At 64.8% G+C, this 22070-nt stretch carries 34 protein-coding genes and 1 tRNA gene; 26 read left to right on the top strand and 9 right to left on the bottom strand.

What is annotated here, in order from left to right; all coding sequences use genetic code 11:
- Position 1: 1 nt before the first annotated feature.
- Entirely contained in the window at positions 2-208 is a 207-nt protein-coding gene (locus tag ACAH01_RS11895; protein ID WP_015762773.1) for a hypothetical protein, read from the bottom strand.
- Positions 209-236: 28 nt separating this feature from the next.
- A complete protein-coding gene (locus tag ACAH01_RS11890; RefSeq protein ID WP_170093850.1) occupies positions 237-551 on the bottom strand; it encodes an MTH1187 family thiamine-binding protein in 315 nt (104 codons plus the stop codon).
- 285 nt (positions 552-836) lie between these two features.
- Here ACAH01_RS11890 and ACAH01_RS11885 point away from each other — a divergent pair, with 285 nt between their 5' ends.
- The gene (locus tag ACAH01_RS11885) at positions 837-1397 is read left to right on the top strand and encodes a response regulator transcription factor (protein WP_372479318.1); all 561 of its coding nucleotides are present in this window, start codon (positions 837-839) and stop codon (positions 1395-1397) included.
- A 9-nt stretch (positions 1398-1406) separates the two neighbouring features.
- On the opposite strand, the gene ACAH01_RS11880 is transcribed toward ACAH01_RS11885, so the two are convergent.
- From ACAH01_RS11880 to ACAH01_RS11865, 4 genes are all read right to left on the bottom strand, one after another.
- Entirely contained in the window at positions 1407-2555 is a 1149-nt protein-coding gene (locus ACAH01_RS11880) for an ABC transporter ATP-binding protein (protein ID WP_372479317.1), read from the bottom strand.
- 102 nt (positions 2556-2657) lie between these two features.
- Positions 2658-3602 carry a carbohydrate ABC transporter permease gene (locus ACAH01_RS11875; RefSeq protein WP_170093852.1) on the bottom strand — a complete coding sequence of 315 codons (945 nt, stop codon included), beginning with the start codon at positions 3600-3602 and terminating at the stop codon, positions 2658-2660.
- Positions 3599-4585 (bottom strand): carbohydrate ABC transporter permease, encoded by a 987-nt coding sequence (locus ACAH01_RS11870; protein ID WP_372479316.1) that lies wholly within the window; start codon positions 4583-4585, stop codon positions 3599-3601. Before ACAH01_RS11870 ends, ACAH01_RS11875 begins: the two co-directional genes overlap by 4 nt.
- Positions 4586-4638: 53 nt before the next feature.
- A complete protein-coding gene (locus tag ACAH01_RS11865; protein ID WP_372479315.1) occupies positions 4639-5979 on the bottom strand; it encodes an ABC transporter substrate-binding protein in 1341 nt (446 codons plus the stop codon).
- A gap of 180 nt (positions 5980-6159) precedes the next feature.
- Here ACAH01_RS11865 and ACAH01_RS11860 point away from each other — a divergent pair, with 180 nt between their 5' ends.
- Positions 6160-6819: a DUF4013 domain-containing protein gene (locus tag ACAH01_RS11860; RefSeq protein WP_372479314.1), complete on the top strand. Its 660-nt coding sequence runs from the start codon at positions 6160-6162 to the stop codon at positions 6817-6819.
- Between the two features lie 123 nt (positions 6820-6942).
- Here the strand turns inward: ACAH01_RS11860 and ACAH01_RS11855 are convergent, their stop codons facing one another.
- The 3 genes from ACAH01_RS11855 to ACAH01_RS11845 form a co-directional block, all read right to left on the bottom strand.
- Positions 6943-8199 (bottom strand): PAS domain S-box protein, encoded by a 1257-nt coding sequence (locus tag ACAH01_RS11855; RefSeq protein WP_372479313.1) that lies wholly within the window; start codon positions 8197-8199, stop codon positions 6943-6945.
- Positions 8200-8578: 379 nt separating this feature from the next.
- Positions 8579-8649: transfer RNA gene (locus ACAH01_RS11850), tRNA-Gly, on the bottom strand.
- A 105-nt stretch (positions 8650-8754) separates the two neighbouring features.
- The gene (locus ACAH01_RS11845) at positions 8755-9057 is read right to left on the bottom strand and encodes a hypothetical protein (protein ID WP_372479312.1); all 303 of its coding nucleotides are present in this window, start codon (positions 9055-9057) and stop codon (positions 8755-8757) included.
- 248 nt (positions 9058-9305) lie between these two features.
- On the opposite strand from ACAH01_RS11845, the gene ACAH01_RS11840 reads away from it, so the two are divergent.
- The 24 genes from ACAH01_RS11840 (at position 9306) to ACAH01_RS11725 (ending at position 22069) form a co-directional block, all read left to right on the top strand.
- The gene (locus ACAH01_RS11840) at positions 9306-10154 is read left to right on the top strand and encodes a putative RNA uridine N3 methyltransferase (protein WP_170093856.1); all 849 of its coding nucleotides are present in this window, start codon (positions 9306-9308) and stop codon (positions 10152-10154) included.
- A gap of 3 nt (positions 10155-10157) precedes the next feature.
- Complete coding sequence (locus ACAH01_RS11835) at positions 10158-11174, top strand: 50S ribosomal protein L3 (protein WP_018259107.1); 1017 nt, start codon at positions 10158-10160, stop codon at positions 11172-11174.
- Between the two features lie 3 nt (positions 11175-11177).
- Entirely contained in the window at positions 11178-11921 is a 744-nt protein-coding gene (rpl4p, locus tag ACAH01_RS11830; RefSeq protein ID WP_170093858.1) for a 50S ribosomal protein L4, read from the top strand.
- On the top strand, positions 11918-12175 hold the full coding sequence (locus ACAH01_RS11825; protein ID WP_015762786.1) for a 50S ribosomal protein L23: 258 nt from the start codon (positions 11918-11920) through the stop codon (positions 12173-12175). Before rpl4p ends, ACAH01_RS11825 begins: the two co-directional genes overlap by 4 nt.
- A 2-nt stretch (positions 12176-12177) precedes the next feature.
- Positions 12178-12900, top strand: coding sequence for a 50S ribosomal protein L2 (locus ACAH01_RS11820; RefSeq protein WP_015762787.1), 723 nt, complete (start codon positions 12178-12180; stop codon positions 12898-12900).
- A complete protein-coding gene (locus tag ACAH01_RS11815) occupies positions 12897-13319 on the top strand; it encodes a 30S ribosomal protein S19 (RefSeq protein ID WP_153552979.1) in 423 nt (140 codons plus the stop codon). The genes ACAH01_RS11820 and ACAH01_RS11815 overlap by 4 nt, the downstream gene beginning before the upstream one ends.
- Positions 13320-13322: 3 nt before the next feature.
- The gene (locus tag ACAH01_RS11810; protein WP_015762789.1) at positions 13323-13784 is read left to right on the top strand and encodes a 50S ribosomal protein L22; all 462 of its coding nucleotides are present in this window, start codon (positions 13323-13325) and stop codon (positions 13782-13784) included.
- Entirely contained in the window at positions 13784-14737 is a 954-nt protein-coding gene (locus ACAH01_RS11805) for a 30S ribosomal protein S3 (protein ID WP_153552980.1), read from the top strand. Before ACAH01_RS11810 ends, ACAH01_RS11805 begins: the two co-directional genes overlap by 1 nt.
- The gene (rpmC, locus tag ACAH01_RS11800; protein WP_015762791.1) at positions 14734-14940 is read left to right on the top strand and encodes a 50S ribosomal protein L29; all 207 of its coding nucleotides are present in this window, start codon (positions 14734-14736) and stop codon (positions 14938-14940) included. Before ACAH01_RS11805 ends, rpmC begins: the two co-directional genes overlap by 4 nt.
- 67 nt (positions 14941-15007) lie before the next feature.
- The gene (locus ACAH01_RS11795) at positions 15008-15310 is read left to right on the top strand and encodes a ribonuclease P protein component 1 (protein ID WP_049940794.1); all 303 of its coding nucleotides are present in this window, start codon (positions 15008-15010) and stop codon (positions 15308-15310) included.
- Complete coding sequence (locus tag ACAH01_RS11790) at positions 15301-15627, top strand: 30S ribosomal protein S17 (protein ID WP_015762793.1); 327 nt, start codon at positions 15301-15303, stop codon at positions 15625-15627. The genes ACAH01_RS11795 and ACAH01_RS11790 overlap by 10 nt, the downstream gene beginning before the upstream one ends.
- The gene (locus tag ACAH01_RS11785; RefSeq protein WP_015762794.1) at positions 15627-16025 is read left to right on the top strand and encodes a 50S ribosomal protein L14; all 399 of its coding nucleotides are present in this window, start codon (positions 15627-15629) and stop codon (positions 16023-16025) included. The genes ACAH01_RS11790 and ACAH01_RS11785 overlap by 1 nt, the downstream gene beginning before the upstream one ends.
- Position 16026: 1 nt before the next feature.
- Entirely contained in the window at positions 16027-16389 is a 363-nt protein-coding gene (gene rplX / locus ACAH01_RS11780) for a 50S ribosomal protein L24 (protein WP_153552982.1), read from the top strand.
- Complete coding sequence (locus tag ACAH01_RS11775; protein WP_372479311.1) at positions 16386-17129, top strand: 30S ribosomal protein S4e; 744 nt, start codon at positions 16386-16388, stop codon at positions 17127-17129. Before rplX ends, ACAH01_RS11775 begins: the two co-directional genes overlap by 4 nt.
- On the top strand, positions 17126-17653 hold the full coding sequence (locus ACAH01_RS11770) for a 50S ribosomal protein L5 (RefSeq protein ID WP_153552984.1): 528 nt from the start codon (positions 17126-17128) through the stop codon (positions 17651-17653). Before ACAH01_RS11775 ends, ACAH01_RS11770 begins: the two co-directional genes overlap by 4 nt.
- Positions 17650-17823, top strand: coding sequence for a 30S ribosomal protein S14 (locus ACAH01_RS11765; protein ID WP_015762798.1), 174 nt, complete (start codon positions 17650-17652; stop codon positions 17821-17823). The genes ACAH01_RS11770 and ACAH01_RS11765 overlap by 4 nt, the downstream gene beginning before the upstream one ends.
- A gap of 2 nt (positions 17824-17825) precedes the next feature.
- Entirely contained in the window at positions 17826-18218 is a 393-nt protein-coding gene (locus tag ACAH01_RS11760) for a 30S ribosomal protein S8 (protein WP_015762799.1), read from the top strand.
- A gap of 2 nt (positions 18219-18220) precedes the next feature.
- Positions 18221-18757 carry a 50S ribosomal protein L6 gene (locus tag ACAH01_RS11755; RefSeq protein ID WP_372479310.1) on the top strand — a complete coding sequence of 179 codons (537 nt, stop codon included), beginning with the start codon at positions 18221-18223 and terminating at the stop codon, positions 18755-18757.
- A complete protein-coding gene (locus ACAH01_RS11750) occupies positions 18757-19479 on the top strand; it encodes a 50S ribosomal protein L32e (RefSeq protein ID WP_372479309.1) in 723 nt (240 codons plus the stop codon). The genes ACAH01_RS11755 and ACAH01_RS11750 overlap by 1 nt, the downstream gene beginning before the upstream one ends.
- Positions 19476-19925, top strand: a complete 450-nt coding sequence (locus tag ACAH01_RS11745) for a 50S ribosomal protein L19e (RefSeq protein WP_153552986.1) — start codon at positions 19476-19478, stop codon at positions 19923-19925. Before ACAH01_RS11750 ends, ACAH01_RS11745 begins: the two co-directional genes overlap by 4 nt.
- Positions 19925-20485: a 50S ribosomal protein L18 gene (locus ACAH01_RS11740; protein WP_015762803.1), complete on the top strand. Its 561-nt coding sequence runs from the start codon at positions 19925-19927 to the stop codon at positions 20483-20485. Before ACAH01_RS11745 ends, ACAH01_RS11740 begins: the two co-directional genes overlap by 1 nt.
- Entirely contained in the window at positions 20482-21114 is a 633-nt protein-coding gene (locus ACAH01_RS11735; protein WP_015762804.1) for a 30S ribosomal protein S5, read from the top strand. Before ACAH01_RS11740 ends, ACAH01_RS11735 begins: the two co-directional genes overlap by 4 nt.
- On the top strand, positions 21111-21575 hold the full coding sequence (gene rpmD / locus ACAH01_RS11730) for a 50S ribosomal protein L30 (protein ID WP_170093861.1): 465 nt from the start codon (positions 21111-21113) through the stop codon (positions 21573-21575). Before ACAH01_RS11735 ends, rpmD begins: the two co-directional genes overlap by 4 nt.
- Positions 21575-22069 carry an uL15m family ribosomal protein gene (locus ACAH01_RS11725; protein ID WP_372479308.1) on the top strand — a complete coding sequence of 165 codons (495 nt, stop codon included), beginning with the start codon at positions 21575-21577 and terminating at the stop codon, positions 22067-22069. The genes rpmD and ACAH01_RS11725 overlap by 1 nt, the downstream gene beginning before the upstream one ends.
- Position 22070 lies beyond the last annotated feature (1 nt).

Below are 22070 nucleotides of genomic sequence, written 5' to 3'. Positions count from 1 at the left end.
CTCACGTCACGACGAGGTAGACGCCCGCCGCGGCCAGGACGAGTCCGGCGACGCGTCCCAGCGTCTCGTTGATCTGGACCTCGTCGCCGCCGGCACCCAGATAGAGGTACTGCTGCTGGAGCTTCCCCATCGCCACCGGCTTGATCGCCCAGACGACGCCGAGTACCACGCAAAACGCCCCGAACGCGACGGTCAGCCACGATTGCATGCCCACACGTGTGTCGGCCTGTGTGAAATCAGTCGCGGTCGCTCCGGGCCGCCCGCCCGAGGTGCTCCTCGACGGCGGTCACCTTGTCGGCGGCCGCCTGGTCGACGGTCCGCTTGTCGTCGATCTTCAGGAAGGTCTCGACGCGATCGGCCTCGACTGCCTCGTGGGCGGCGTGGGCCGCGTCGAACAACTCCTTGCTGTCCTGGGCTTCGATGATCGTGCCCATCGGCGTCGTCTCGTAGGACACGTCGAACGGCTCCAGCGCGGCGACGGCGTCGGCGACGTACGACGCCATGCTCTCTTCGACGACCGGTGCGACCGAGAGGAACGCGATACAGGTCATGCTGGTAGCTGACGGTTCGACGCACCGCCCCTTAGATCACGCGGTGGCACCACTCCTCGCGACCGCGGAAAGATCACCACGTGACCGCGGCATGGCCACCACGCGACCGCGGGAGGAGGGGAACCGTTCGGAACGAGGGAAACACCCGCTGACACCGTCGCCGTCTCAGCCCGTCTCCGTGTTTTTCTCGCCTCTATACGACCTCAGTCAGTGACGTGTGGCTGCTGTATCGACGGCCCGTACCGTTCCAATAAGTATAGGTTATTGGGCACGAAAGTCGGCCCCGTGAGGAGTGTCTCAGACGACGTTTCGGTGCTCGTCCTCGAAGACGAGAGCGAGCTACTGGAGGCGTACGTCAACGGGCTCGAAGACGAGTACGACGTGTACGCAGCCGAGACCGCGGCGACCGCGACGGACCACGTGGACGGTCTCGGCGACTCCCTCGACGTGGCTCTCCTCGATCGCCGGCTCCCCGAGCGGTCCGGCGACGACGTTCTGCGGTACATCCAGTCGGCACCCATCGACTGTCGAACGGCCATGGTGACCGCCGTCGACCCGTCGCTCGACATCATCGACATGGGGTTCGACGACTACGTCGTCAAACCGGTCACGCCGTCCGACCTTCGGGCGGTGATCGACCGACTGTTGAAACTCGAAGCGTACGACGAAATCTACCAGACGCTGAGCGAGAAACGCGTCAAACGAAGCGTCCTCGCGGCCGAGCTGTCTCGGACGGAACTCGAACGCAGCGAGGAGTTCGCCGCGCTCCAGTCCGAGATTGCCGATCTCGAAGCCCAACTCGAATCGATCGAGTCGGAGATCGACGACGAGGCCCTCCCGCACTGATCGCGCCGATCAGGTCGGCGGGCTGGAGATCTCGTCGTTCATGTCGAGTCGGCGGTTGTGGACCGCTTCGCCCGACCGTCCGTCGAAGAGGTGGATCGTCTCTTCGGGAATCGAGACGGTGACACGATCACCGACAGCGGCCTGCTGGAGGCCGTCGATCGTCGCGATGAACGTCTCGCCCTCCGGTGCGCTCTCGAACCGGAGGTACACCGTGTTCTCGTCGCCCATCGGCTCGACGACCTCGACGACCGCCGAGTAGGTGTGACTGCCCGATTCGTCGGTGCCCACTTCGATGTCCTCGGGGCGGACACCGAGCGTGACGTTTCGGGTCTCGCCGACGTCGTCGAGCGTCGACTGTGAGAGGGGATATTCGAACCGCGAGCCGACGAGCGTGTCGCCGTCCCGCTCCATGTCGAAGAAGTTCATCGACGGATCGCCGATGAAGCCGGCGACGAACTGGTTTGCCGGTTCGTGGTAACACTCGAGCGGCGTCGCCACCTGCTGGAGCTTCCCGTCGTTGAGGATGGCGATACGGTCGCCCATCGTCATCGCCTCGGTCTGGTCGTGGGTGACGTACATCGTCGTCACGTCCAGTTCGGACTGCAAGCGCTGGAGTTCCGTCCGCATCTGGGAGCGCAGCTTGGCGTCGAGGTTGCTCAGCGGCTCGTCCATCAGGAACACCTCCGGGTCTCGGACGATCGCCCGACCGAGCGCGACGCGCTGTTGCTGGCCGCCAGAGAGCTCCGAGGGTTTACGATCCAGCAGCTCCGCGATCCCCATCGTCTCTGCGGCGTCGTGGACCCGCTCTTCGATCTCGTCGTCCGGGAGCGTCGTCGACTCTTCCAGGCCGAACGCCATGTTCTCCGCCACGGTCATGTGGGGGTACAGCGCGTACGACTGGAACACCATCGCGATGTCGCGATTCTGTGGCTTCACGTCGTTGACGACCCGTCCGTCCAGGCGGATGTTGCCGCTGGTCACCGTCTCCAGCCCGGCGACCATCCGCAGGGTCGTCGACTTGCCACAACCGGAGGGACCGACGACGACGATGAACTCGCCGTCGTCCATCTGGATGTCGACGCCGTCGACTGCGACGATTTCGCCTTCGTCACCGTCCTGGAACACCTTCGTCAGTCGGTCGAGTTCGAGCGTCCCCATCCTATCGCCCTCCGGAAGCGACGGTACAGTTCTCGTGCGATACGTCTCGTCGACTGTGTGACTGATGTCGAATCATGAGTTCCTGCTGGCTGGTGCGTCGGGTCATGTCGCCACCCCTTCGGCGAACTCCTCGCCGAACATGATGTACACCGCGAGCGTCGGCAGGGCGGCGATGAACGCACCCGCCATCCGAAGCGCGAAGTCCTGTCCTTCGAGTGACTGTCCCAGGCCCGCGAGGATCAGCACGATCGGTGCGGCCGTACTGGACTCGGTCTGGACCAACACGAGCGTGAACAGCAGGTCGTTCCAGATCTGGGTGAACTGATAGATCAGAACGACGGCGAACATCGGCCCCGACAGCGGGAGGACGATCCGGCGATAGACGCGCCGGATCGACGCGCCGTCGAGCCGTGCCGCTTCGATCATCTCCTCGCTCATGTTCTTGTAGTACGATCGGAACAGCACCGTACAGATCGGGAGCCCGTAGGCGACGTGTGTGACGATGAGCTCGACGACACCGGTGTAGTCCGAGCTGATCCCGAGTGCCCACACGAAGCCGAGTGCCTCCTGCAGTGGCACCATCGACCAGAACTGCGAGAGCGGCACGAGCACGGCCTGGTAGGGGATGAAGATCCCCGCGACGAACAGCGCGAGGATCGGTGCCTTGTACTTGGGCTTCCAGTTCGACTGCGTGATGCCGTAGGCCGCGAAGCTTCCCAGCAGCGCCGAGATGACCGTCGCCGGCACCGCGTACAGCGCGCTGTTGATCAGTCCGCGCGCGAGCGCGTCGAACGCGGCCTGCCACTTCGCGAGCGTGAACACCTCCGGCGTCGGCGGTGCGAACGGGAGCGTCCCGCTGACGCCGGAGCTGGTCTTGAACGAGGTGACCAGTCCCGACTCGATCGGGATCAGGAAGAACGCCAGGATCGCGAGCAGCCCGAGGTACAGCGCGACGCGGTAGGCGTCGATCTCCGCGAGCAGTCCCGCTGGCTGGTCCGATCCCGTCGCCGATACAGCGCCACCGTCCGTCCGTGTCTCGTCGCTCATAGGTGTCCCTCCTTGTACTGGTAGTAGAGGTACGGGCCGACGATGCTCAGTGCCATCAGGAACAGCATGATCGCGATCGCCGACGAGTACGCCCAGTTGAGGTTCGCGTACGCCTCACGGACCATCTTGGTCGCGAGGATGTCGGCCCCGTTCGGTGGTCGGTAACCGCCGACCAGCGAATACAGGAAGTCGAAGGCCTTCAGCGCGAACACCATCAGGACGACCGAGGCGCTGATCGTCGATCCCTTCAGCTGTGGGATGATGACGCGCCAGTACATCCGCAGCGTCGACGCGCCGTCGACCTTGGCCGCCTCGTAGTGCTCGTCCGGAATCGCACGCAACCCGGCGAGGTAGACGACCATCGCGTAGCCCGCGAACTGCCACATCAGCGCGAACACGACCGCCCAGAGAACGATATTTGGGCTGCCGATCCAGTCGACTCGGTCGAGACCGATCGACGTGAGCACGATGTTGATGACGCCGTTGTTGAAGTTGTACATCCACGCCCAGAACTGGGCGGTCACCACGAACGAGAGGCTCATCGGGAGCAGGTAGATCGTCCGGAAGGTGTTCTCGAATCGGATGTTCCGGTCGATCAAGATCGCGAGCCCCAGCCCGATCGCCAGTGTCACGAGCGTGAACGCGATCAGGAGCACGAACGTGTTGACCGCGGCGTCGACGAAGCCGCTGTCGGCCAGCGCGCGGGCGTACATCTCCAGGTCCAGATCGCTGTAGTCCGGCGTTCCGAACCCCTGGAAGTCCGTCAGCGAGATCATGACGTTCCAGATGATCGCCCCGTAGACGAACAGCCCCACCAGCAGGAACGGTGGGAGCCAGAACTGCGAGGACTCGACGAAGTCGCTGCCGAACCGCTCGTTCAGCCTGGCGATCGGCCTGAATCCGGTCTGCTGTTTTTCTTCGACGACCCCGCCGTCGGTGACTGCGTCGCCACTCTCCTCGGTGTCGTCGTTATGCAATGCCATGTCTCTCACCACCTGTCGAAACCGCCGAAATCCGGTCGCTCATTGGACCGGGATCAGTTGGAAACCGCGTCGATGAAGCCGCTGGTCGCCGCCTCGACGTTGTACGGTCCCGAGAACTCGCTGGAGATCACGTCGTTCAGCGTCGACATCGTCTCGGAGTCGACGCCCAGACCGTGCTGGAGGTTCGGGGGCCGCTCCTCGGCGTTGGCGAAGTCCTCCTGGGTCTCCTGGAGGTACGGACCGAACGCGCTCATGTCCACGTCCGTCCGGGTCGGGATCGATCCCTTGTACTGGTTGAACGCGACCTGTGCGGCCTCGCTCCCGGCGAAGGCCATGAACTTGTCCGTCTTCTCCGGGGTCGGGTTGTTCGACGGGTAGAGGAACGAGTCGAAGTGGAGCATGTACATTCCCTCGGAGCCGGGGAACGTCTTGAAGCCCCAGTCCTCGTCGTACTCGAAGTCCTCGGCGTTGCGGAAGGCACCGGCCGCCCAGTTACCCTGGTGGATGAAGGCAGCGTTGCCCTCGATGATGTTCTGGTTGGACTCCGTCAGACCGATCGAGGACGCGTCGTCGTTGATGTAGTTCTCGAGGATCTCGGCGACCGACTCGAAGGCCGACTGGACGGCGGCCTCGTCGGGACTGCCCTCGATGAAGTTCATGTACGCGTCGTACCCTTCCTTGCCGAGCATGGTCGACGCCCACAGCTGGGTCGTCGTCCAGGTCCCACTCATACCGTGGGTCATCGGCACCGCGTCGGTCTCGGTCGCGACCGTCTCCAGTGCGTCGATCAGGGCCGAGACGCTGGTCAGCGAATCGGGATCGACGCCCGCCTCCTCGACGACCGAGGTGTTGTAGAACAGGCAGTTTAGTCGGTGGGAACCCAGCGGCACGGCTCGGAACGCACCGTTGTACTGGTGGAGTTCGACTGCTTCCTGGACCATCACGTCCTCGAAGCCCTCTTCTTCCCACACGCTGTCGGCCTCGCCCAGCACGCCCTCGTAGCGCTGGAGGTTCTTGCCGGGCCAGTTGGCGAAGGAACTCGGTGGGTTGTTGTTCTGCAGCCGGTTGGCGACGACTGCGTCGAGGTTCTGGTTCCCGCCCCCACCGATGGGGTTGAACTCGTGTTCCATGTCGGGGTATTCCTCTTCGAACGCCTCGACGAGTGCCTCGGCCGCCGCTGCACCGTCGCCGCCGGTCCAGCCGTGCAGCACTTCGAGTGGATCTCCGCTGCTGTCGCCACCGTCGCCGCCGTCACTGCCGTCGGTGTTCTCACTGCCGCCGTCTCCGCCGTCACCACCGCCGTCCCCGCTACAGCCAGCGAGGCCGATCAGTGTTGCCGCTCCTGTCGCTTCAACGAACCGCCGCCGCGAAAGTCGGTCACTATCGTCAGTCATGGTACTCCATGATAGGGAATGATCGATTGCCATATATAACTGTCCCTCTGCACGAAATCATTCTTACTGAGATTTTTCTACTTAGTTCTGTTCACCATGGGGAACAAATTGTGTGTCGGCAGTTCGCTCGAACGATCGAAGACCGATGGGCATACGGCGGTCCACACGGTGATCGTACCCATGCGCCCTTCGACGACCGCCGCAACGTACCCCATCGCCGGCGACGCGCGTGAGCGGCCGTTGCTCGCCGTGTGGCTGTCGCTCGCTCTCTCGTTCGTCGTCCCAGTCGTCCCACTGCTCCCGGTCGTCGGCTACGTCGTCCGTGCCCTGACGGCCAGCGAACGCGGTGACGCTCTTCCCCCGTTTCTCGCAGACGGTCGGACCCTCCTCCGCCAGTCAGTCGGCGGGTCGATCCTCTGTGTGGTCTTCCTCGGGCTACCCCTCGCTGCCCTGCTCGTGACGGTGTACGGCGTCGTCACGCTGGACGCCAGCGCGGGCGACCTTCCGACGGGTCGTATCCTCGCCGGTTCGACGGCGACGCTGTTCGTCGGCCTGCTGGGGCTCTACTTGCTCCCGATCGCGCTGACGGTGTACGGCCAGACGGGGTCGCTCCGGGAGGCGTTCTCGATCGCGCCGTTTCGGTCGATCGGTGGCCACGGCGCGTACTTCTTCGGCTGGACGCTCGGGTTCGTCGCGCTCACTGTCACGCTCGGTATCGGGGGGTCGCTCGTCACGTTCTCCCGTGTCGGGCCGCTCCTCGGGACGTTCGTCTTCGCATACGGATTCCTCGTCGCCACGTACCTGTGGGGGCGTGCGATCGCCCGCGCACGCCGACGCTGATCGCCGACACACGACGACAAGGAATTTCTCTATAGTGAACAGGTCTGGGCCGACGCCGTCACGGCTCCGCTCCCGGGGTCGCTCGGGGACGAGTCTGCGAACGGCAGCAGCCTGTCCGTCGCCTCACTCTGGACCCTCGATATCCGCCGGCTGGTGCAATCCGACGACGACACGCGTCCCGCCGAACCGACTCTCTTCGACGCGGAGGTCTCCACCGGAACTACGGACGATCCATCGGGTCAGCCACAGCCCCATCCCACTACTGTGTGAGAGCGCGCGCTCGGTGTCCTGTGTCAGCACATCTCGTTCGACAGCGGGGAGTCCGGGGCCGTCGTCCGCGATCGCCAGTGACACGTCGTGTGCTGGATCCCGCGGCTTTCGGGACACCTCGACGTGGACGCTGGGATCGTCGCCGTCGTTGTGTTCGACCGCGTTCTCGAGCAGGTTCTCGACCGCGTACGGGAGCAGTTCGTGGCCCCTGACGACGGTCGCGGTCGGCCCCGTCGTCGTGACCGTTGCCGTCGGCCAATCGAGTTCCAGTCGCTCTCTGTTGTCGTCCAGTATCGACGACAGCTCGAACGTGGTCCAGTCCTCCTCACTGCCACAGTCACGCAACTGCTCGATGTGGCGCGCCCTCTCACTGAGCTCCGTGATATTGTCGATCCGGCGCTCGATCGCGTTGACGTGATCGCTTTCTTCGGGCACTGCTTCGGCGAGCACTTCGAGGTGGCCCCGCATCACGGTCACGTCGTTTCGGATGTTGTGTCGCAACACTCGATTGAGCACGCTGAGCCGTTGCTCGCGCGTCTTCTGTTCGGTGATGTCGGTCGTGACGAACGTCGCGCCGGTGAACTGGTCGTCGTTGGTGTACAGCGGCCCCGCCCACACTCGAACGTCCAGTATCGCGCCGTCGCTGTCGCGGTGCCGCGTTTCGACGCCGGTGAACTGTTCGCCCGCTTCGAGCCGGCGACACCACGACTCGACTGTCTCTGGGGTGTCGGCCACGGTCTGGAGGTAGGGCCGACCCACGACTTCGGACTCCGTCCAGCCGAACATCGACTCGGCACCCGCGTTCCACAGCTGTATCGCGCCTTCGTTGTCGACGACGACGATCGCGACTGGTGCGACCTCGACGACGGAGACGAACCGACTCACCAGATACTCGATCGTCGTGGTGAGAACCTCGATCTCCTCCTCGGTGGACAGGTGTTCCCGGAGGACGGTGACGAGGTCGACGACGAGCTGATCGACCAGCTCGTCGCGATCCGTCGAGGCGTTGGACTGGTACGTGCTCAGCAAGAGCTGCTGGACCTCGGTGTAGCCCTCGGACCCGAGGACGTTGAACAGCGCGCCGACGAGTTGCTCTGCGCTCCGACTCATTTAGGCAAGCCTAAAAAACAGTCGTGTAAAGAGGTTCCGAACAACAGTCTCCGCTCGACGGTGGCAGCAGCACCCGCGTCTGCAGGCCGCACGCGGCGGGCACTCGCCGGCCACGCCCGTACGACGTGTGGTGAGAGATGCCACTCGAAAGACGACCTTCGATGTCTACTTTCGGGGCTCGAATCTCTCCCCTACAACAGTAGCGATTACGCGAGACGAGCACACGCACAGCGGTCGCTCGCTGTATAGCGTTCGAGAGGAGTGCGGTGGGGGAATTTGAACCCGGAGCAGACGTGCTCACTTCGTTGCGCGCGACTGCTGTGGTTCAAATCTCTTGTCCCGATTGCTGGCGCTCACGAGTTTGTTCGCGCCAGAACAATGCGGTGGGGGGGATTTGAACCCCCGTTAGGACCGTGGCAGGGTCCTGTGATACCACTACACTACCACCGCGGGTGAGTGCATTTCATTCTGGCGGGGGTGAAGGATAAAAGACTTCCGAATTGGAGTCAAAACCGTGGGAGGGCGACCCGAACGACTCGCTCACACGCCCGACTGCTATCCGAGCGTCCCGACGACGAACCACTGATAGGAGAGGAACCCGACTGCGAGCATCACCAGTCCAGCACCGACTGTGATCACAGCCCCTGCGAGGTTCACCGAGCGGTAGACAACCGAGTGGTCTCGGTCGAAATCGTCGCGCTCGTGGGCGTTTCTGAGGGCGAAAGCGCAGGCGGCTCCAGCACCGAGCGCGATGGGAACGAAGGTCCAGTAGCCGGCGACAACGAGATTCGCGACGATCACGAGGCTGCCGACGACTCCGAGCCCACATCCGAGGCGGTAGAGCTGGCGGGTCAGCATGACGAACTACGAATACTGACGGCGGCGGGATAAGTCCAGGGTCGACCACCGCTCTGGTGAGCGGTGGGTTCGGTACCGGTCACATTTGTTGTCATTCTCTCCCACGGTCTCTCCCCCCGAGCGGCTATATACTGACCATCTAGGGCCGTGTGAACGCTTCTCATCGCGCGCGTGAAGCGGACTCTTTTTAAGGATGGCTGGGGGAGTAATCGGCACAGTCTAGTGGCGCGACGTGGAAGCGTTCCGGTATGACGACTAGCGTACTCGTGCCGTCTTCCCTCGTCCGGGAAGCCGAGGACAGACGCGAGGCGACTCGCAAGCTGGGATACGTGGCCCGCGCGGCCGTCGTGTTCCGGGTCGATCGGCTGACGGTCTTCCCCGATCCAGCGGGAGCGGGGAAGTGGGAAGACGGGTTCGTCGAAACCGTCTTGCGGTACGCCGCGACGCCGCCGTACCTCCGAAAGGAGGTCTGGGGCAAGCGGGACGAACTGGAGTACGTCGGCGTCTTGCCGCCGCTCCGCGTCCGCTCACAGACCGGCTCCGGATCCGAGGGTTCGGGGTCGTTAAGACAGGGAATCGTGACCGAGGTCGGAGCTGATGGGCGCGTTCGGGTCAATTGCGGACTGCAACACCCGATCTCTCTCCCGGTACCTTCCGCGATGGAAGTGCCCGGCGAGGGGGAGCGCGTCACCGTCAGGGTCTCTTCGCGACGGCCAGTCCGCGCAAAGCTCGTCGACGAGCCCCTCACCGGGTACGTCGTCGACACCGCGGACGTGGATACGGCACTCGAACGGTCCGACGCCGGGTTCGCCATCGCCGCATCGCGGCATGGTGAGGAACTCGGCGTCGACCGGCTCGGCCAACTGGTCGAGCGCCGGGACGCCGCGGGCCACATGACAGTGGCCTTCGGCGCTCCGGAGCGCGGGTTGCCAGCGATATTCGGATTGGACCCGGACGACGCCGTCCCAGACGGCACAGGTGACGACGACGCCGGGTTCGACCTTTGGCTGAATACGGTTCCAAACCAGGGAAGCGAGGTCGTGCGAACCGAAGAAGCGATGTTCGCCACCCTCGCTTCGCTGACCCTCACGGAGTAGACCATGCCACAACCAAGCAGACCACGCAAAGGCTCGCTGGGCTACGGCCCGCGTACGCGAGCGGCGAACGAAACGCCGCGCTTCAACAGCTGGCCGTCCGACGACGGCCAGGCTGGTCTCCAGGGGTTCGCCGGCTACAAGGCGGGAATGACACACGTCACTCTCGTCAACGACGAACCCAACTCCCCACGCGAGGGGATGGAAGAGACCGTCCCGGTGACGGTCGTGGAGACGCCGCCAGTGCGCGCCGTGGCAGTCCGAGCCTACGAAGACACGCCGTACGGCAAGCGTCCGCTCACGGAAGTCTGGACCGACGAGTTCCACTCGGAACTCGATCGCGCTCTGGACCTTCCCGAGGGCCACGACGCCGATGCCGCAGAGGAACAGGTACGCGACGCACTCGACGCCGGTGACATCGCGGACGTGCGCGTCGTCACGCACACGGTCCCCGACGAACTGGCCAACGTGCCCAAGAAAAAGCCCGACGTGATGGAGACGCGAGTCGGCGGTGGCTCGCTGAGCGACCGATTCGAGCACGCGCTCGAACTGGTCGACGACGGCGGCGAACACGCCATGAACGACGTGTTCCGCGCCGGTGAGTACACCGACATCGCGGCCGTCACCAAGGGGAAAGGCACCCAGGGCCCCGTCAAGCGATGGGGCGTCCAGAAGCGGAAGGGCAAGCACGCCCGCCAGGGCTGGCGACGACGGATCGGCAACCTCGGTCCGTGGAACCCCTCCCGGGTCCGCTCGACGGTGCCCCAGCAGGGCCAGACCGGCTACCACCAGCGCACCGAGCTCAACAAGCGCCTCATCGACATCGGCGACGGCGACGACGCCAGCGTCGACGGCGGCTTCGTCAACTACGGCGAAGTCGACGGGCCGTACACGCTCGTCAAGGGCTCGGTTCCCGGTCCGGACCAGCGCCTCGTGCGCTTCCGACCGGCAGTGCGTCCGAACGACCAGCCGCGCCTCGACCCAGAGGTGCGCTTCGTCTCGACGCAGTCGAATCAGGGATAACACATGCAGGCAACAATCTACGACCTGGACGGTAACGCAGGCGACGAGGTCGATCTGCCCGCGGTCTTCGAGACCACGGTCCGACCGGATCTCATCGCCAGTGCAGTGCGTGCCCAACAGGCAAACCGGAAGCAGGACTACGGGTCCGACGAGTACGCGGGCCTGCGAACGCCTGCCGAGTCGTTCGGCAGCGGTCGCGGGATGGCCCACGTTCCCCGAGAGGGGGGCCAGGCACGGCGCGTCCCCCAGGCAGTCGGGGGCCGACCGGCCCACCCGCCCAAGACCGAGAAGGACCGATCGCTGACGATCAACGACAAGGAGCGCAAGCTCGCGACGCGCTCGGCCATCGCCGCGACGGCCGACAGCGAACTCGTCGCCGAGCGCGGTCACGAGTTCGACGACGATCTCGAACTCCCGCTCGTCGTCGACGATTCCTTCGAGGACCTTCAGAAGACCCAGGCCGTCGTCGACACGCTCGAATCCCTCGGCGTTCACGCCGACATCGAGCGCGCCGACGACACGAAGATCAAGGCCGGCAAGGGCTCCGCCCGCGGGCGGAAGTACCGCCGACCGTCCTCGATTCTGTTCGTCACCAGCGAGGAGCCGTCGAAGGCGGCTCGCAACCTCGCCGGTGCCGACGTGACTACCGCGCGCGAGGTCAACGCAGAGGACCTCGCACCGGGGACGGCCCCCGGTCGGCTCACGATCTGGACAGAGAGCGCACTCGAGGAGGTGGCCGAGCGATGACGTGGGACGTGATCAAGTATCCGCACGTGACCGAGAAGGCCATGAACGACATGGACTTCCAGAACAAGCTGCAGTTCGCCGTCGACTCCGCGGCCTCGAAGCCCGAAGTCGCCGACGCGGTCGAACAGCAGTACGACGTCACCGTCGAAGCGGTCACGACGCAGAACACGATGGACGGCGAAAAGAAGGCCGTCGTTCGCCTCTCTGAGGACGACGACGCCCAGGAAGTCGCCTCCAGGATCGGGGTGTTCTAACGATGGGACGACGAATTCAGGGACAACGACGCGGTCGCGGGACGTCCACGTTCCGGGCTCCCTCGCACCGCTACAAGGCAGACCTGCAGCACCGTAACGTCGAAGACGGCGACGTCGTCTCCGGCACGGTCGTCGACATCGAGCACGACCCCGCCCGCTCGGCACCCGTCGCGGCCGTCGAGTTCGAGGACGGCGATCGCCGGCTCGTGCTCGCGCCCGAGGGCGTGGGCGTCGGTGATCGGATGCAGGTGGGTGTCTCCGCGGCGATCGAGCCCGGCAACACCCTCCCGCTGGCCGAGATCCCGGAAGGGGTCCCGGTGTGCAACGTCGAGGCCAACCAGGGCGACGGCGGTCGCTTCGCCCGGGCCTCCGGCGTCAGCGCACAGCTGATGACCCACGACCGCAACGTCGCGGTCGTGAAGCTCCCCTCGGGAGCGGTCAAGCGGCTCGACCCGCAGTGCCGTGCCACCATCGGCGTCGTCGCCGGTGGCGGTCGCACCGAGAAGCCGATGGTCAAAGCCGGCAACAAGCACCACAAGATGAAAGCGCGAGGGACCAAGTGGCCCAACGTCCGCGGTGTCGCGATGAACGCCGTCGACCACCCGTTCGGTGGCGGCGGCCGACAGCACCCCGGCAAGCCCAAGTCCATCTCGCGTAACGCCCCGCCGGGTCGGAAGGTCGGGGACATTTCCTCGAAGCGAACCGGTCGAGGTGGCAACGAATGAGTTCAGGATATCAGACTGGCCAGGAGGGTGACTTCACCTATCGTGGCCACACGCTCGACGAGCTGCAGGAGCTGTCGCTCGACGAGGTTGCGGAACTGCTCCCCGCTCGCCAGCGGCGAAGTATCACACGCGGTCTGACCGACGAGCAACAGAAGCTGCTCGAGAAGGCCCGCGACGCAGAGCCCGAGGAGACGGCGAACAACCCGATCCGAACCCACCTGCGGGATATGCCGATCCTGCCGGAGTTCGTCGATCTGACCTTCGCCGTCCACAACGGGCAGAGCTTCGAGCGCGTGCAGGTCGAGCCCGAGATGATCGGTCACTATCTCGGCGAGTTCCAGCTCACTCGGAAGTCGGTCGAACACGGTCAGGCCGGCATCGGGGCGACCCGCTCCTCGAAGTTCGTACCGCTCAAGTAAATCATGGGAATCAGCTACTCAGTCGACGCCGACCCGGACACGACGGCAAAAGCGATGCTCCGGGAGCGGCAGATGAGCCACAAGCACAGCAAGGCTATCGCTCGGGAGATCAAGGGCATGACGGCCGACGACGCGATCGCGTACCTCGAAGACGTGATCGCAGAGAAGCAGTCGGTCCCGTTCAAGTCTCACAACTCGGGCGTCGGCCACCGGAACGACATCGACGGCTGGGACGCCGGTCGCTACCCCGAGAAGGCCAGCGAAGCGTTCCTCGACCTGCTCGAAAACGCGGTCGGGAACGCAGACCACCAGGGCTTCGACGGTGGGTCCATGGAGATCATGCACGTCGCCGCCCACAAGGTCGGCGAACAGCAGGGTCGCCAGCCCCGCGCGATGGGCCGGGCATCTGCCTGGAACAGTCCGCAGGTCGACGTCGAACTGATCTTAGAGGAGGTCGACGAATAATGGCAGACGAACAGCAGTTCATCGAAGACGGACTTCAGCGGACCCAGATCGACGAGTTCTTCGCGGACGAACTCGGTCGTGCCGGCTACGGCGGCATGGACGTCGCCAAGACGCCGATGGGGACCCAGATCGTGCTCAAAGCCGAGAAACCCGGTATGGTGATCGGCAAGGGTGGGAAGAACATCCGGAAGATCACCACCACCCTCGAAGAGGAGTTCGGCCTCGAGGATCCGCAGGTCGACGTCCAGGAAGTCGAGGAGCCAGACCTCAACGCCCGCATCGTCGCGGACCGTCTGGGCAACGCCCTCGAACGCGGCTGGTACTTCCGCAAGGCCGGTCACACCACGATCGACCGGATCATGGAAGCAGGCGCGAAGGGCGCAGAGATCGTCCTCTCCGGGAAGGTCACGGGCGCACGCTCGCGCGTGGAGAAGTTCAACCGCGGCTACATCAAGCACAACGGTGAGCCCGCGGAGAACATCGTCGACAGCGGTGTCGGCGTCGCCGTGATGAAACTCGGCACCATCGGTGTCCGAGTGAAGATCATCCCGCCGGAGGCGGAACTCCCCGACGACTTCGAGATCTACGAGGACGTCGAGGTCGAGGACTACGTCGCCGACACCGACGGCGAGTCCGTCGAGGAACTCCTCGAAGGCGAGCCCGAAGGCGAGGACGCTGCCGCCGAGCACGGCGCGCAGGCCCCCGCCGACGAGGACGCAGACGAGGACGAACTCGTCGAAGACGTCGACGAGGAAGTCGTCGAGGAAGCGGCCGACGAGTTCGACGAGGTCGAGACGCCCTCCGACGAGGACGCCGACGTCGACATCGACGACGTCGAGGAGTCCATCGAGGAGGACCTCGACGAGGACACCGCCGCCGAGGCGGAAGAACTCATGGACGAGATGGACGATTCAGACTCGTCCGCAGACAGCGAGGAGGGTGACGACGAATGACCGTCATCCACGTCGAAGAGGTCCGCGACATGACGGCCGCCGAGCGCGAGTCGGAACTCGAGGACCTCAAGACGGAACTGCTCAACGCCCGCGCCGTTCAGGCGGCGGGTGGAGCACCCGAGAATCCGGGCCGTATCGGCGAGCTGCGGAAGGCCATCGCCCGGATCAAGACGATCCAGACCGAAGAAGGGGACCTCGAATGAGGTCCGACGGGTCGAACGGTGTGAACCGTGAGACGTGCGACGTTGCGGACGAAGAGGACTCCGAATGATGCCACTGACACCCGAAACGCTCCCACGACACGAACTCGCCGGCCTCGACGTCGAGGTCGTCGCAGCGGCAAATCCCGACGCGATCGGTATCGCCGGGACCGTCGTCACCGAGACGACGAAGACGCTGGGTGTCGAGGGGACTGATCGGGTGTGGCACGTGCCGAAGGACGCGGCGACGTTCCGGTTCGACCTCCCGGCCGAGGGCGACTCCGAGTCGCGCTCGGTCCGGGTTCGCGGTTCGAACCTCGTCGCCCGCCCCGCTCGACGCACGGAAGCGACAGGTGATTCCAAATGGCGCTAGGACTGAACGTACAGGAACCGGACGAGGCCTGTGCCGACGATAACTGCCCGTTCCACGGCACACTGAGTGTCCGCGGGCAGACGATCGAAGGCGAGGTCGCGTCCACTGACATGGAGAAGACCGTCGTCGTCGAACGCGAGTACGACGTGAAGGTGCCCAAGTACGACCGGCTGATGAAGCGACGCAGCCGCGTACCGGCTCACGCACCCGACTGTCTCGACCTCGCGGTCGGCGACACGGTCACGATCGCAGAGTGTCGACCGCTCTCGAAGACGAAAAGCCACGTTGTCGTTGCAATCGAGGAGGGTGACGACTGATGGAGGCCCTGAAAGCAGACGTCACACAGGGTCTCGAGAAGGGCTCGCTGATCACGTGTGCCGACAACACGGGCGCACGCGAGCTGCGAGTCATCAGCGTCTCGGGCTACTCCGGGACGAAGAACCGTCATCCGAAGGCCGGGCTCGGTGACAAGATCACCGTCTCGGTCACGAAAGGGACGCCGGAGATGCGTCGGCAGGTGCTGGAGGCCGTCGTGGTCCGCCAGCGCAAGCCGATCCGCCGTCCGGACGGCACCCGCGTCAAGTTCGAAGACAACGCGGCCGTCATCATCAACGAGAACGAAGAACCCCAGGGCTCGGAGATCAAGGGCCCGATCGCTCGCGAGGTCGCCGAACGATTCGGCTCCATCGCGAGCACAGCGACGATGATCGTATAGCATGACACGACAACCATCCAAACAGCGCAAGAACGCACGGCGTGCCCCGCTTCACGAGAAGCAAAAGCAGGTACGATCGACGCTGGCCGACGACCTCCGCGAGGAGTACGGCCAGCGATCGGTTCGCGTCAACGCGGGCGACACCGTCGAAGTGCTGCGCGGCGACTACGCCGGCGAAGAGGGCGAAGTCGTCGAGGTCGACCTCGACGACGCCGCTATCTACGTCGAGGACGTGACCGTCGCGGCAGCCGACGGCGAGGACGTTCCACGCCCGCTCGACGCGAGCAACGTTCGCGTCACGGAACTGGACCTCGACGACGACCGCCGCGAGGCGCGCCTCGAATCCGAGGAGGACAGCGCATGAGCAACCATCAGAAACGACTATCGGTCCCGAAGAGTTGGCCGGTCGAGCGCAAGACCGAGACGTTCACCGTAAAGGCAGACGCTGGTCCCCACGGCGAAGCAGGAGTCCCGCTCCTGATCGTCCTGCGGGACGTGCTGGGCTACGCGGACTCCCGGAAGGAAGCCCGCTACGCTCTCAACAACGACAGCGTCCTGATCAACGGCAAGGCCGTCTCCGACGAGGAACGCCCGGTCGGGATGTTCGACATCCTGGCGTTCGTCGAGCGAGACGAGTACTACCGCGTGTTCCCCGGCGAGGGCGGTCGGCTGGCGCTGACCCCCATCGACGAGGACAGCGCGCAGTCCAAGCTGGGCAAGATCGTCGGCAAGCGAGCGGTCAGCGGCGATCAGATCCAGCTGACGCTGCACGACGGCCAGACGCTCCTGGTCGAGGAAGACACCGACTACGACGGTGGCGACTCCATCGTCGTCGGCAACGACGACGACGAGGTCGTCGCTCACTTCGAGTACGAAGCGGGCGCGCTCGTCACCGCCGTCGACGGCGCACACGCCGGTGAGATCGGTGAGATCGACGAGATCCAGGTCACGCCGGGCAGCTCCTCGAACAACGTGCTCGTCGAGCAGACCGACGGGGACGGCTTCGAGACCGTCGAAGAGTACGTCGTCGTCATCGACGAGAACTTCGTCGACGAGGACGCAGCGGACGCAGCCACAGATGACGACGGAGGTGACGACGAATGAGCTCCGAGACCGACGCTGGCTTCCACGAGATGCGCGAGCCTCGCGTCGAGAAGGTCGTCGTCCACATGGGCGTCGGCCAGGGTGGTCGTGAACTCCAGGAAGGCGAGGAGATCCTCGCCGAGATCGCGGGCCAGCAGCCGGTCCGGACGGTCGCACAGAAAACCGTCGGCGAGTTCGAGATCCGCCAGGGCGATCCGATCGGTGCGAAGGTGACCCTGCGGTCCGACGACGCCCAGGAGTTCCTCGAAACTGCGCTCCCGCTGACGGAGCTGTCAGTTTCGCAGTTCGACGACACCGGCAACTTCAGCTTCGGTGTCGCAGAACACACCGACTTCCCGAGTCAGGAGTACGACCCGCAGATCGGGATCTACGGGCTGGACGTGACGGTCAACCTCGTCCGCCCCGGCTACCGCGTGGCCAAGCGCGACAAGGCCTCGCGCTCGATCCCGTCCAGCCATCGACTCGACGCCGACGACGCCGCTGCTTACGTCGAGTCGACCTTCGACGTGGAGGTGAGCGAATGAGCGAAAGCGAATCAGAAACAGAGGCCGAGGAATCGGTCCCGACCGGACAGCTCGAGGCGTGCCAGCGATGCGGTCGCGAGCAGGGTCTCGTCGGCAAGTACGACATCTGGCTGTGTCGCCAGTGCTTCCGAGAGATCTCTCGGGGCATGGGATTCAAGAAGTACAGCTAACTATGACAGGAAACGACCCACTCGCCAACGCGCTGTCGGCGCTCGACAACGCCGAGAGCGTCGGCCACCTCGAACAGACAGTACAGCCCGCTTCGAACGAGATCGGCAGCGTACTCGAGGTCTTCTACGACCGCGGGTACATCGACGGCTTCCAGTTCGTCGACGACGGTAAAGCCGGCTCCTTCGAGATCGAACTGAAAGGTGCCATCAACGAATGTGGCCCGGTCAAGCCCCGCTACACGGCGGGCGCAGACGAGTTCGAAAAGTGGGAGAAACGCTTCCTCCCCGCCCGTGACTACGGGACGCTCGTCGTGACCACCAGCCACGGCATCATGAGCCACTACGAGGCCCGCGAAGAGGGCATCGGTGGCCAGGTCATCGCATACGTCTACTAACAATGCCAGAAGTAACACTCGCAATTCCAGACGAGGCAAGCGCGGAGCAGGACCACCTCGACCTCACGGTCGAGGGGCCCAACGGCTCCGTCACACGGCGACTCTGGTATCCGGACATCGACGTCTCCGTTCAGGACGGTAGCGTCGTCATCGCTTCCGATGAGTCGGACGCGAAGACGCGCTCGACGATCGGGACGTTCGAGAGCCACGTCGAGAACATGTTCCACGGCGTCACGGAGGGCTGGGAGTACGAGATGGAAGTCTTCTACTCTCACTTCCCGATGCAGGTCGAAGTCGAAGACGGTGACGTCGTCATCGAGAACTTCCTCGGCGAGCGAGCGCCCCGACGCGCTCCCATCCACGGCGACACCGACGTGTCCGTCGACGGGGAGGAACTCACCCTCTCCGGCCCGGACATCGAGGCCGTGGGCCAGACAGCCGCAGACATCGAACAGCTCACACGCGTCAACGACAAGGACGTCCGCGTGTTCCAGGACGGCGTGTACATCACGAACAAGCCGAACCGAGGTGACGCCTGATGGTAGACGACGAAGACGCAACCGAGCAGGGCGACGACGAACTCACCGAACTGACCGACATCAGCGGCGTCGGCGACTCGAAAGCAGCGGCCCTCCGCGAGGCCGGCTTCGAGACCGTCGACGACGTTCGCGGTGCCGACCAGTCCCAGCTCGCAGACGTCTCGGGCGTCGGTAACGCACTCGCCGCTCGGATCAAGGCCGACGTCGGCAGCCTCGAAGTCGCCGACGACACCGAGGCCGAGGTCGAGGAAGAGGAGACCGACGAGTCCGACGAGGACGTCGAGACGGAACTCCGTCCTCGCGGCCTGGTCGACAAGACCCCGACCCTCGACGACGAGGAAGAGCGGCTACTCACCCAGCGTGATCGGGAGAACACGCCTCAGTTCAACGCACAGGATCACCACAAGAAAAAGCGGATCCCGACCTCTTGGCGCGCGCCGCGTGGCAAGCTCTCGAAGCAGCGCCGCGGCATCAAGGGCAAGGGCGATACGGTCGAAGCCGGCTTCCGCTCGCCCAAGGCGGTGCGAGGCAAGCACCCGTCGGGCTTCGAGGAGGTCCGCGTCCACAACGTGGACGACCTCGAGGGCGTCGACGGTGACCGCGAAGCCGTCCGAATCGCCTCCAAGGTCGGCGCTCGCAAGCGCGAGCGCATCGAAGAGGTCGCCGAGGACGAGGGAATCCGCGTACTCAACCCCACCTACGAGGAGGTACAAGTCGAATGACGGACCTGACAGCACAGAAGCGACTCGCAGCAGACATCCTCGACGTCGGCGAGAACAAGGTCTGGTTCGATCCCGAACGCCAGTCCGACCTCGCAGACGCCATCACGCGTGACGACGTCCGCGAGATGATCGACGAGGGTGCCATTCAGGCGAAAGACGCCCAGGGCAACTCGCGCGGTCAGGCGCGAGCACGCCAGGAGAAGCGAGCGTACGGCCACCAGAAGGGAGCGGGTTCCCGGAAGGGGAAAGCCGGCGCACGCCAAAACGAGAAGCAAGACTGGTCGTCGCGCATCCGAGCCCAGCGAAACTGGCTCAAGGAACAGCGTGACGACGGCCAACTCGACAGTTCGCAGTACCGCGACCTGTACGATCAGGCGGCCGGCGGCGAGTTCGACAGCGTCGCCGACCTGCAACGATACGTCGAAGCAAACTACGGTGACGAATAATGGCAACAGGACCACGATACAAGGTGCCGATGCGGCGCCGCCGTGAGGCACGAACGGACTACCATCAGCGGTTGCGCCTGTTGAAATCTGGCAAGCCCCGTCTCGTTGCTCGAAAGAGCAACAAGCACGTCAGGGCGCAGCTGGTGACGCTCGGCCCCGACGGAGACGAGACCCTCGCTGCAGCACAGTCACAGGACCTCCAGGAGTTTGGCTGGGAGGCACCGACGGGCAACCTGCCCGCCGCGTACCTCACCGGTCTGCTCGCGGGTCTGCGAGCGATCGAGAACGGCGTCGAGGAGGCGGTCCTCGACATCGGGCTCAACAGCCCGACGCCGGGCAGCAAGGTCTTTGCGGTACAGGAAGGTGCAATCGACGCTGGGCTCGAAATCCCCCACAACGACAGTGTGCTCGCCGACTGGCAGCGAACCCGCGGCTCTCACATCGCGGAGTACGCCGAGTCGCTCGACGAGGACCTCTACGGGCGGGACTTCGACGCCACCGAGCTGCCGGAGCACTTCGACGAGCTCCGGGAGACACTGCTGGAGGCAGATGAACTATGAGTAACGGATGGAACCCACGAACGCGGCTGGGCAAACAGGTCGCCAACGGCGAGATCGACTCGATGCAGGAGGCGCTGAACTCCGGCCTGCCGCTCAAGGAACCGGAGATCGTCGACCAGCTCGTCCCCGATCTGGAGGACGAGGTCCTGGACATCAACATGGTCCAGCGGATGACCGACTCCGGACGCCGGGTCAAGTTCCGCTGTGTCGTCGTCGTGGGCAACCGCGACGGGCTGGTCGGCTACGCCGAGGGGCGCGACGACCAGGTCGGCGGTGCGATCCAGAAGGCAATCGAGATCGGTAAGCTCAACCTCATCGACATCTCCCGTGGCTGCGGTTCCTGGGAGTGTGGCTGTGGCCGTCCCCACACGGTCGCGCTGCGCACGACCGGCAAGGCCGGGAGCGTCGAGGTCGAGCTCCAGCCCGCACCGCGTGGGCTGGGCCTGGCGGGCGGAGAGACCGTCCGCAAGGTGCTCGAACTCGCCGGTATCGAAGACATCTGGACCCGCTCGTCGGGCAACACGCGAACGACCGTGAACTTCGCGAAGGCGACCTTCAACGCCCTGCAGAACACGGCCGAGGCTCGCGTGCCCGAACGCACCTTCGAGAAGCGTGAGGTGATCGAATGAAGGCACTCGTTCAGCTCCGCGGTGAGGTCGACATGAGCGAGGACGTATCGGACACGCTGGAGATGCTCAACATCCACGGCGTGAACCACTGCGTGCTGGTCCCCGAGACGGACACCTACCGTGGCATGGTGACGAAGGTCAACGACTTCGTCGCCCACGGTCGGCCGAGCGTCGACGTCGTCGAGACGCTGCTCGCAAAGCGAGCCGAGCCCCTCGAAGGATCGGCCGACGTCGACGACGAGTGGATCGCCGAGCACACCGACTACGACGACCTCGGTGCGCTCGCGCAGGCCCTCGTCGACGAGGAGACGACGCTGCGCGACGAGGGACTCTCCCCGACGCTCCGTCTGCACCCGCCCCGTGGCGGCCACGACGGGCTCAAACACGCCGCCACCGAGAGCGGCCAGCTCGGGAAGCACGACTCCGAGCAGATCGATCAGCTACTGGAGGCGATGCGATAATGACGAGTAAGAAACGACGACAACGAGGTTCGCGCACCCACGGCGGCGGCTCCCACAAGAACCGCCGCGGTGCCGGTCACCGCGGTGGCCGCGGTCGTGCCGGGCGCGACAAACACGAGTTCCACAACTACGAACCGATCGGCAAGAGCGGCTTCAAGCGACCCCAGAAGGTCAAAGAGGAGATCGCCGAGGTCGAGGTCCGCGAGCTCGACGAGGACGCTGCACTGCTGGCAGCCGAGGGCGTCGCGGAAGAGACCGACGGCGGCTACCGCATCGACGCCCGCGAGGTCGTCGACGAGGACGCCGACGCGGTGAAGATCCTCGGTGCCGGCCAGGTCCGAAACGAGCTCGAACTGGTCGCCGACGCCTTCTCCGACGGCGCTCGCGAGAAGGTCGAGGCCGCCGGTGGGAGCGTCGAGCTGACCGAGCTCGGCGAGGAACGCGCAGAAGCCAAGGCTGAAGACGACGAAGACGAAGCAACCGACGAGGAGTAAC

It is taken from the genome of Halomicrobium sp. HM KBTZ05 (genome assembly GCF_041530035.1).
Taxonomy (GTDB): domain Archaea; phylum Halobacteriota; class Halobacteria; order Halobacteriales; family Haloarculaceae; genus Halomicrobium.
The sequence above is the reverse complement of the archived record's forward strand: the minus strand, read 5'-3'. Positions and strand labels throughout refer to the sequence as shown.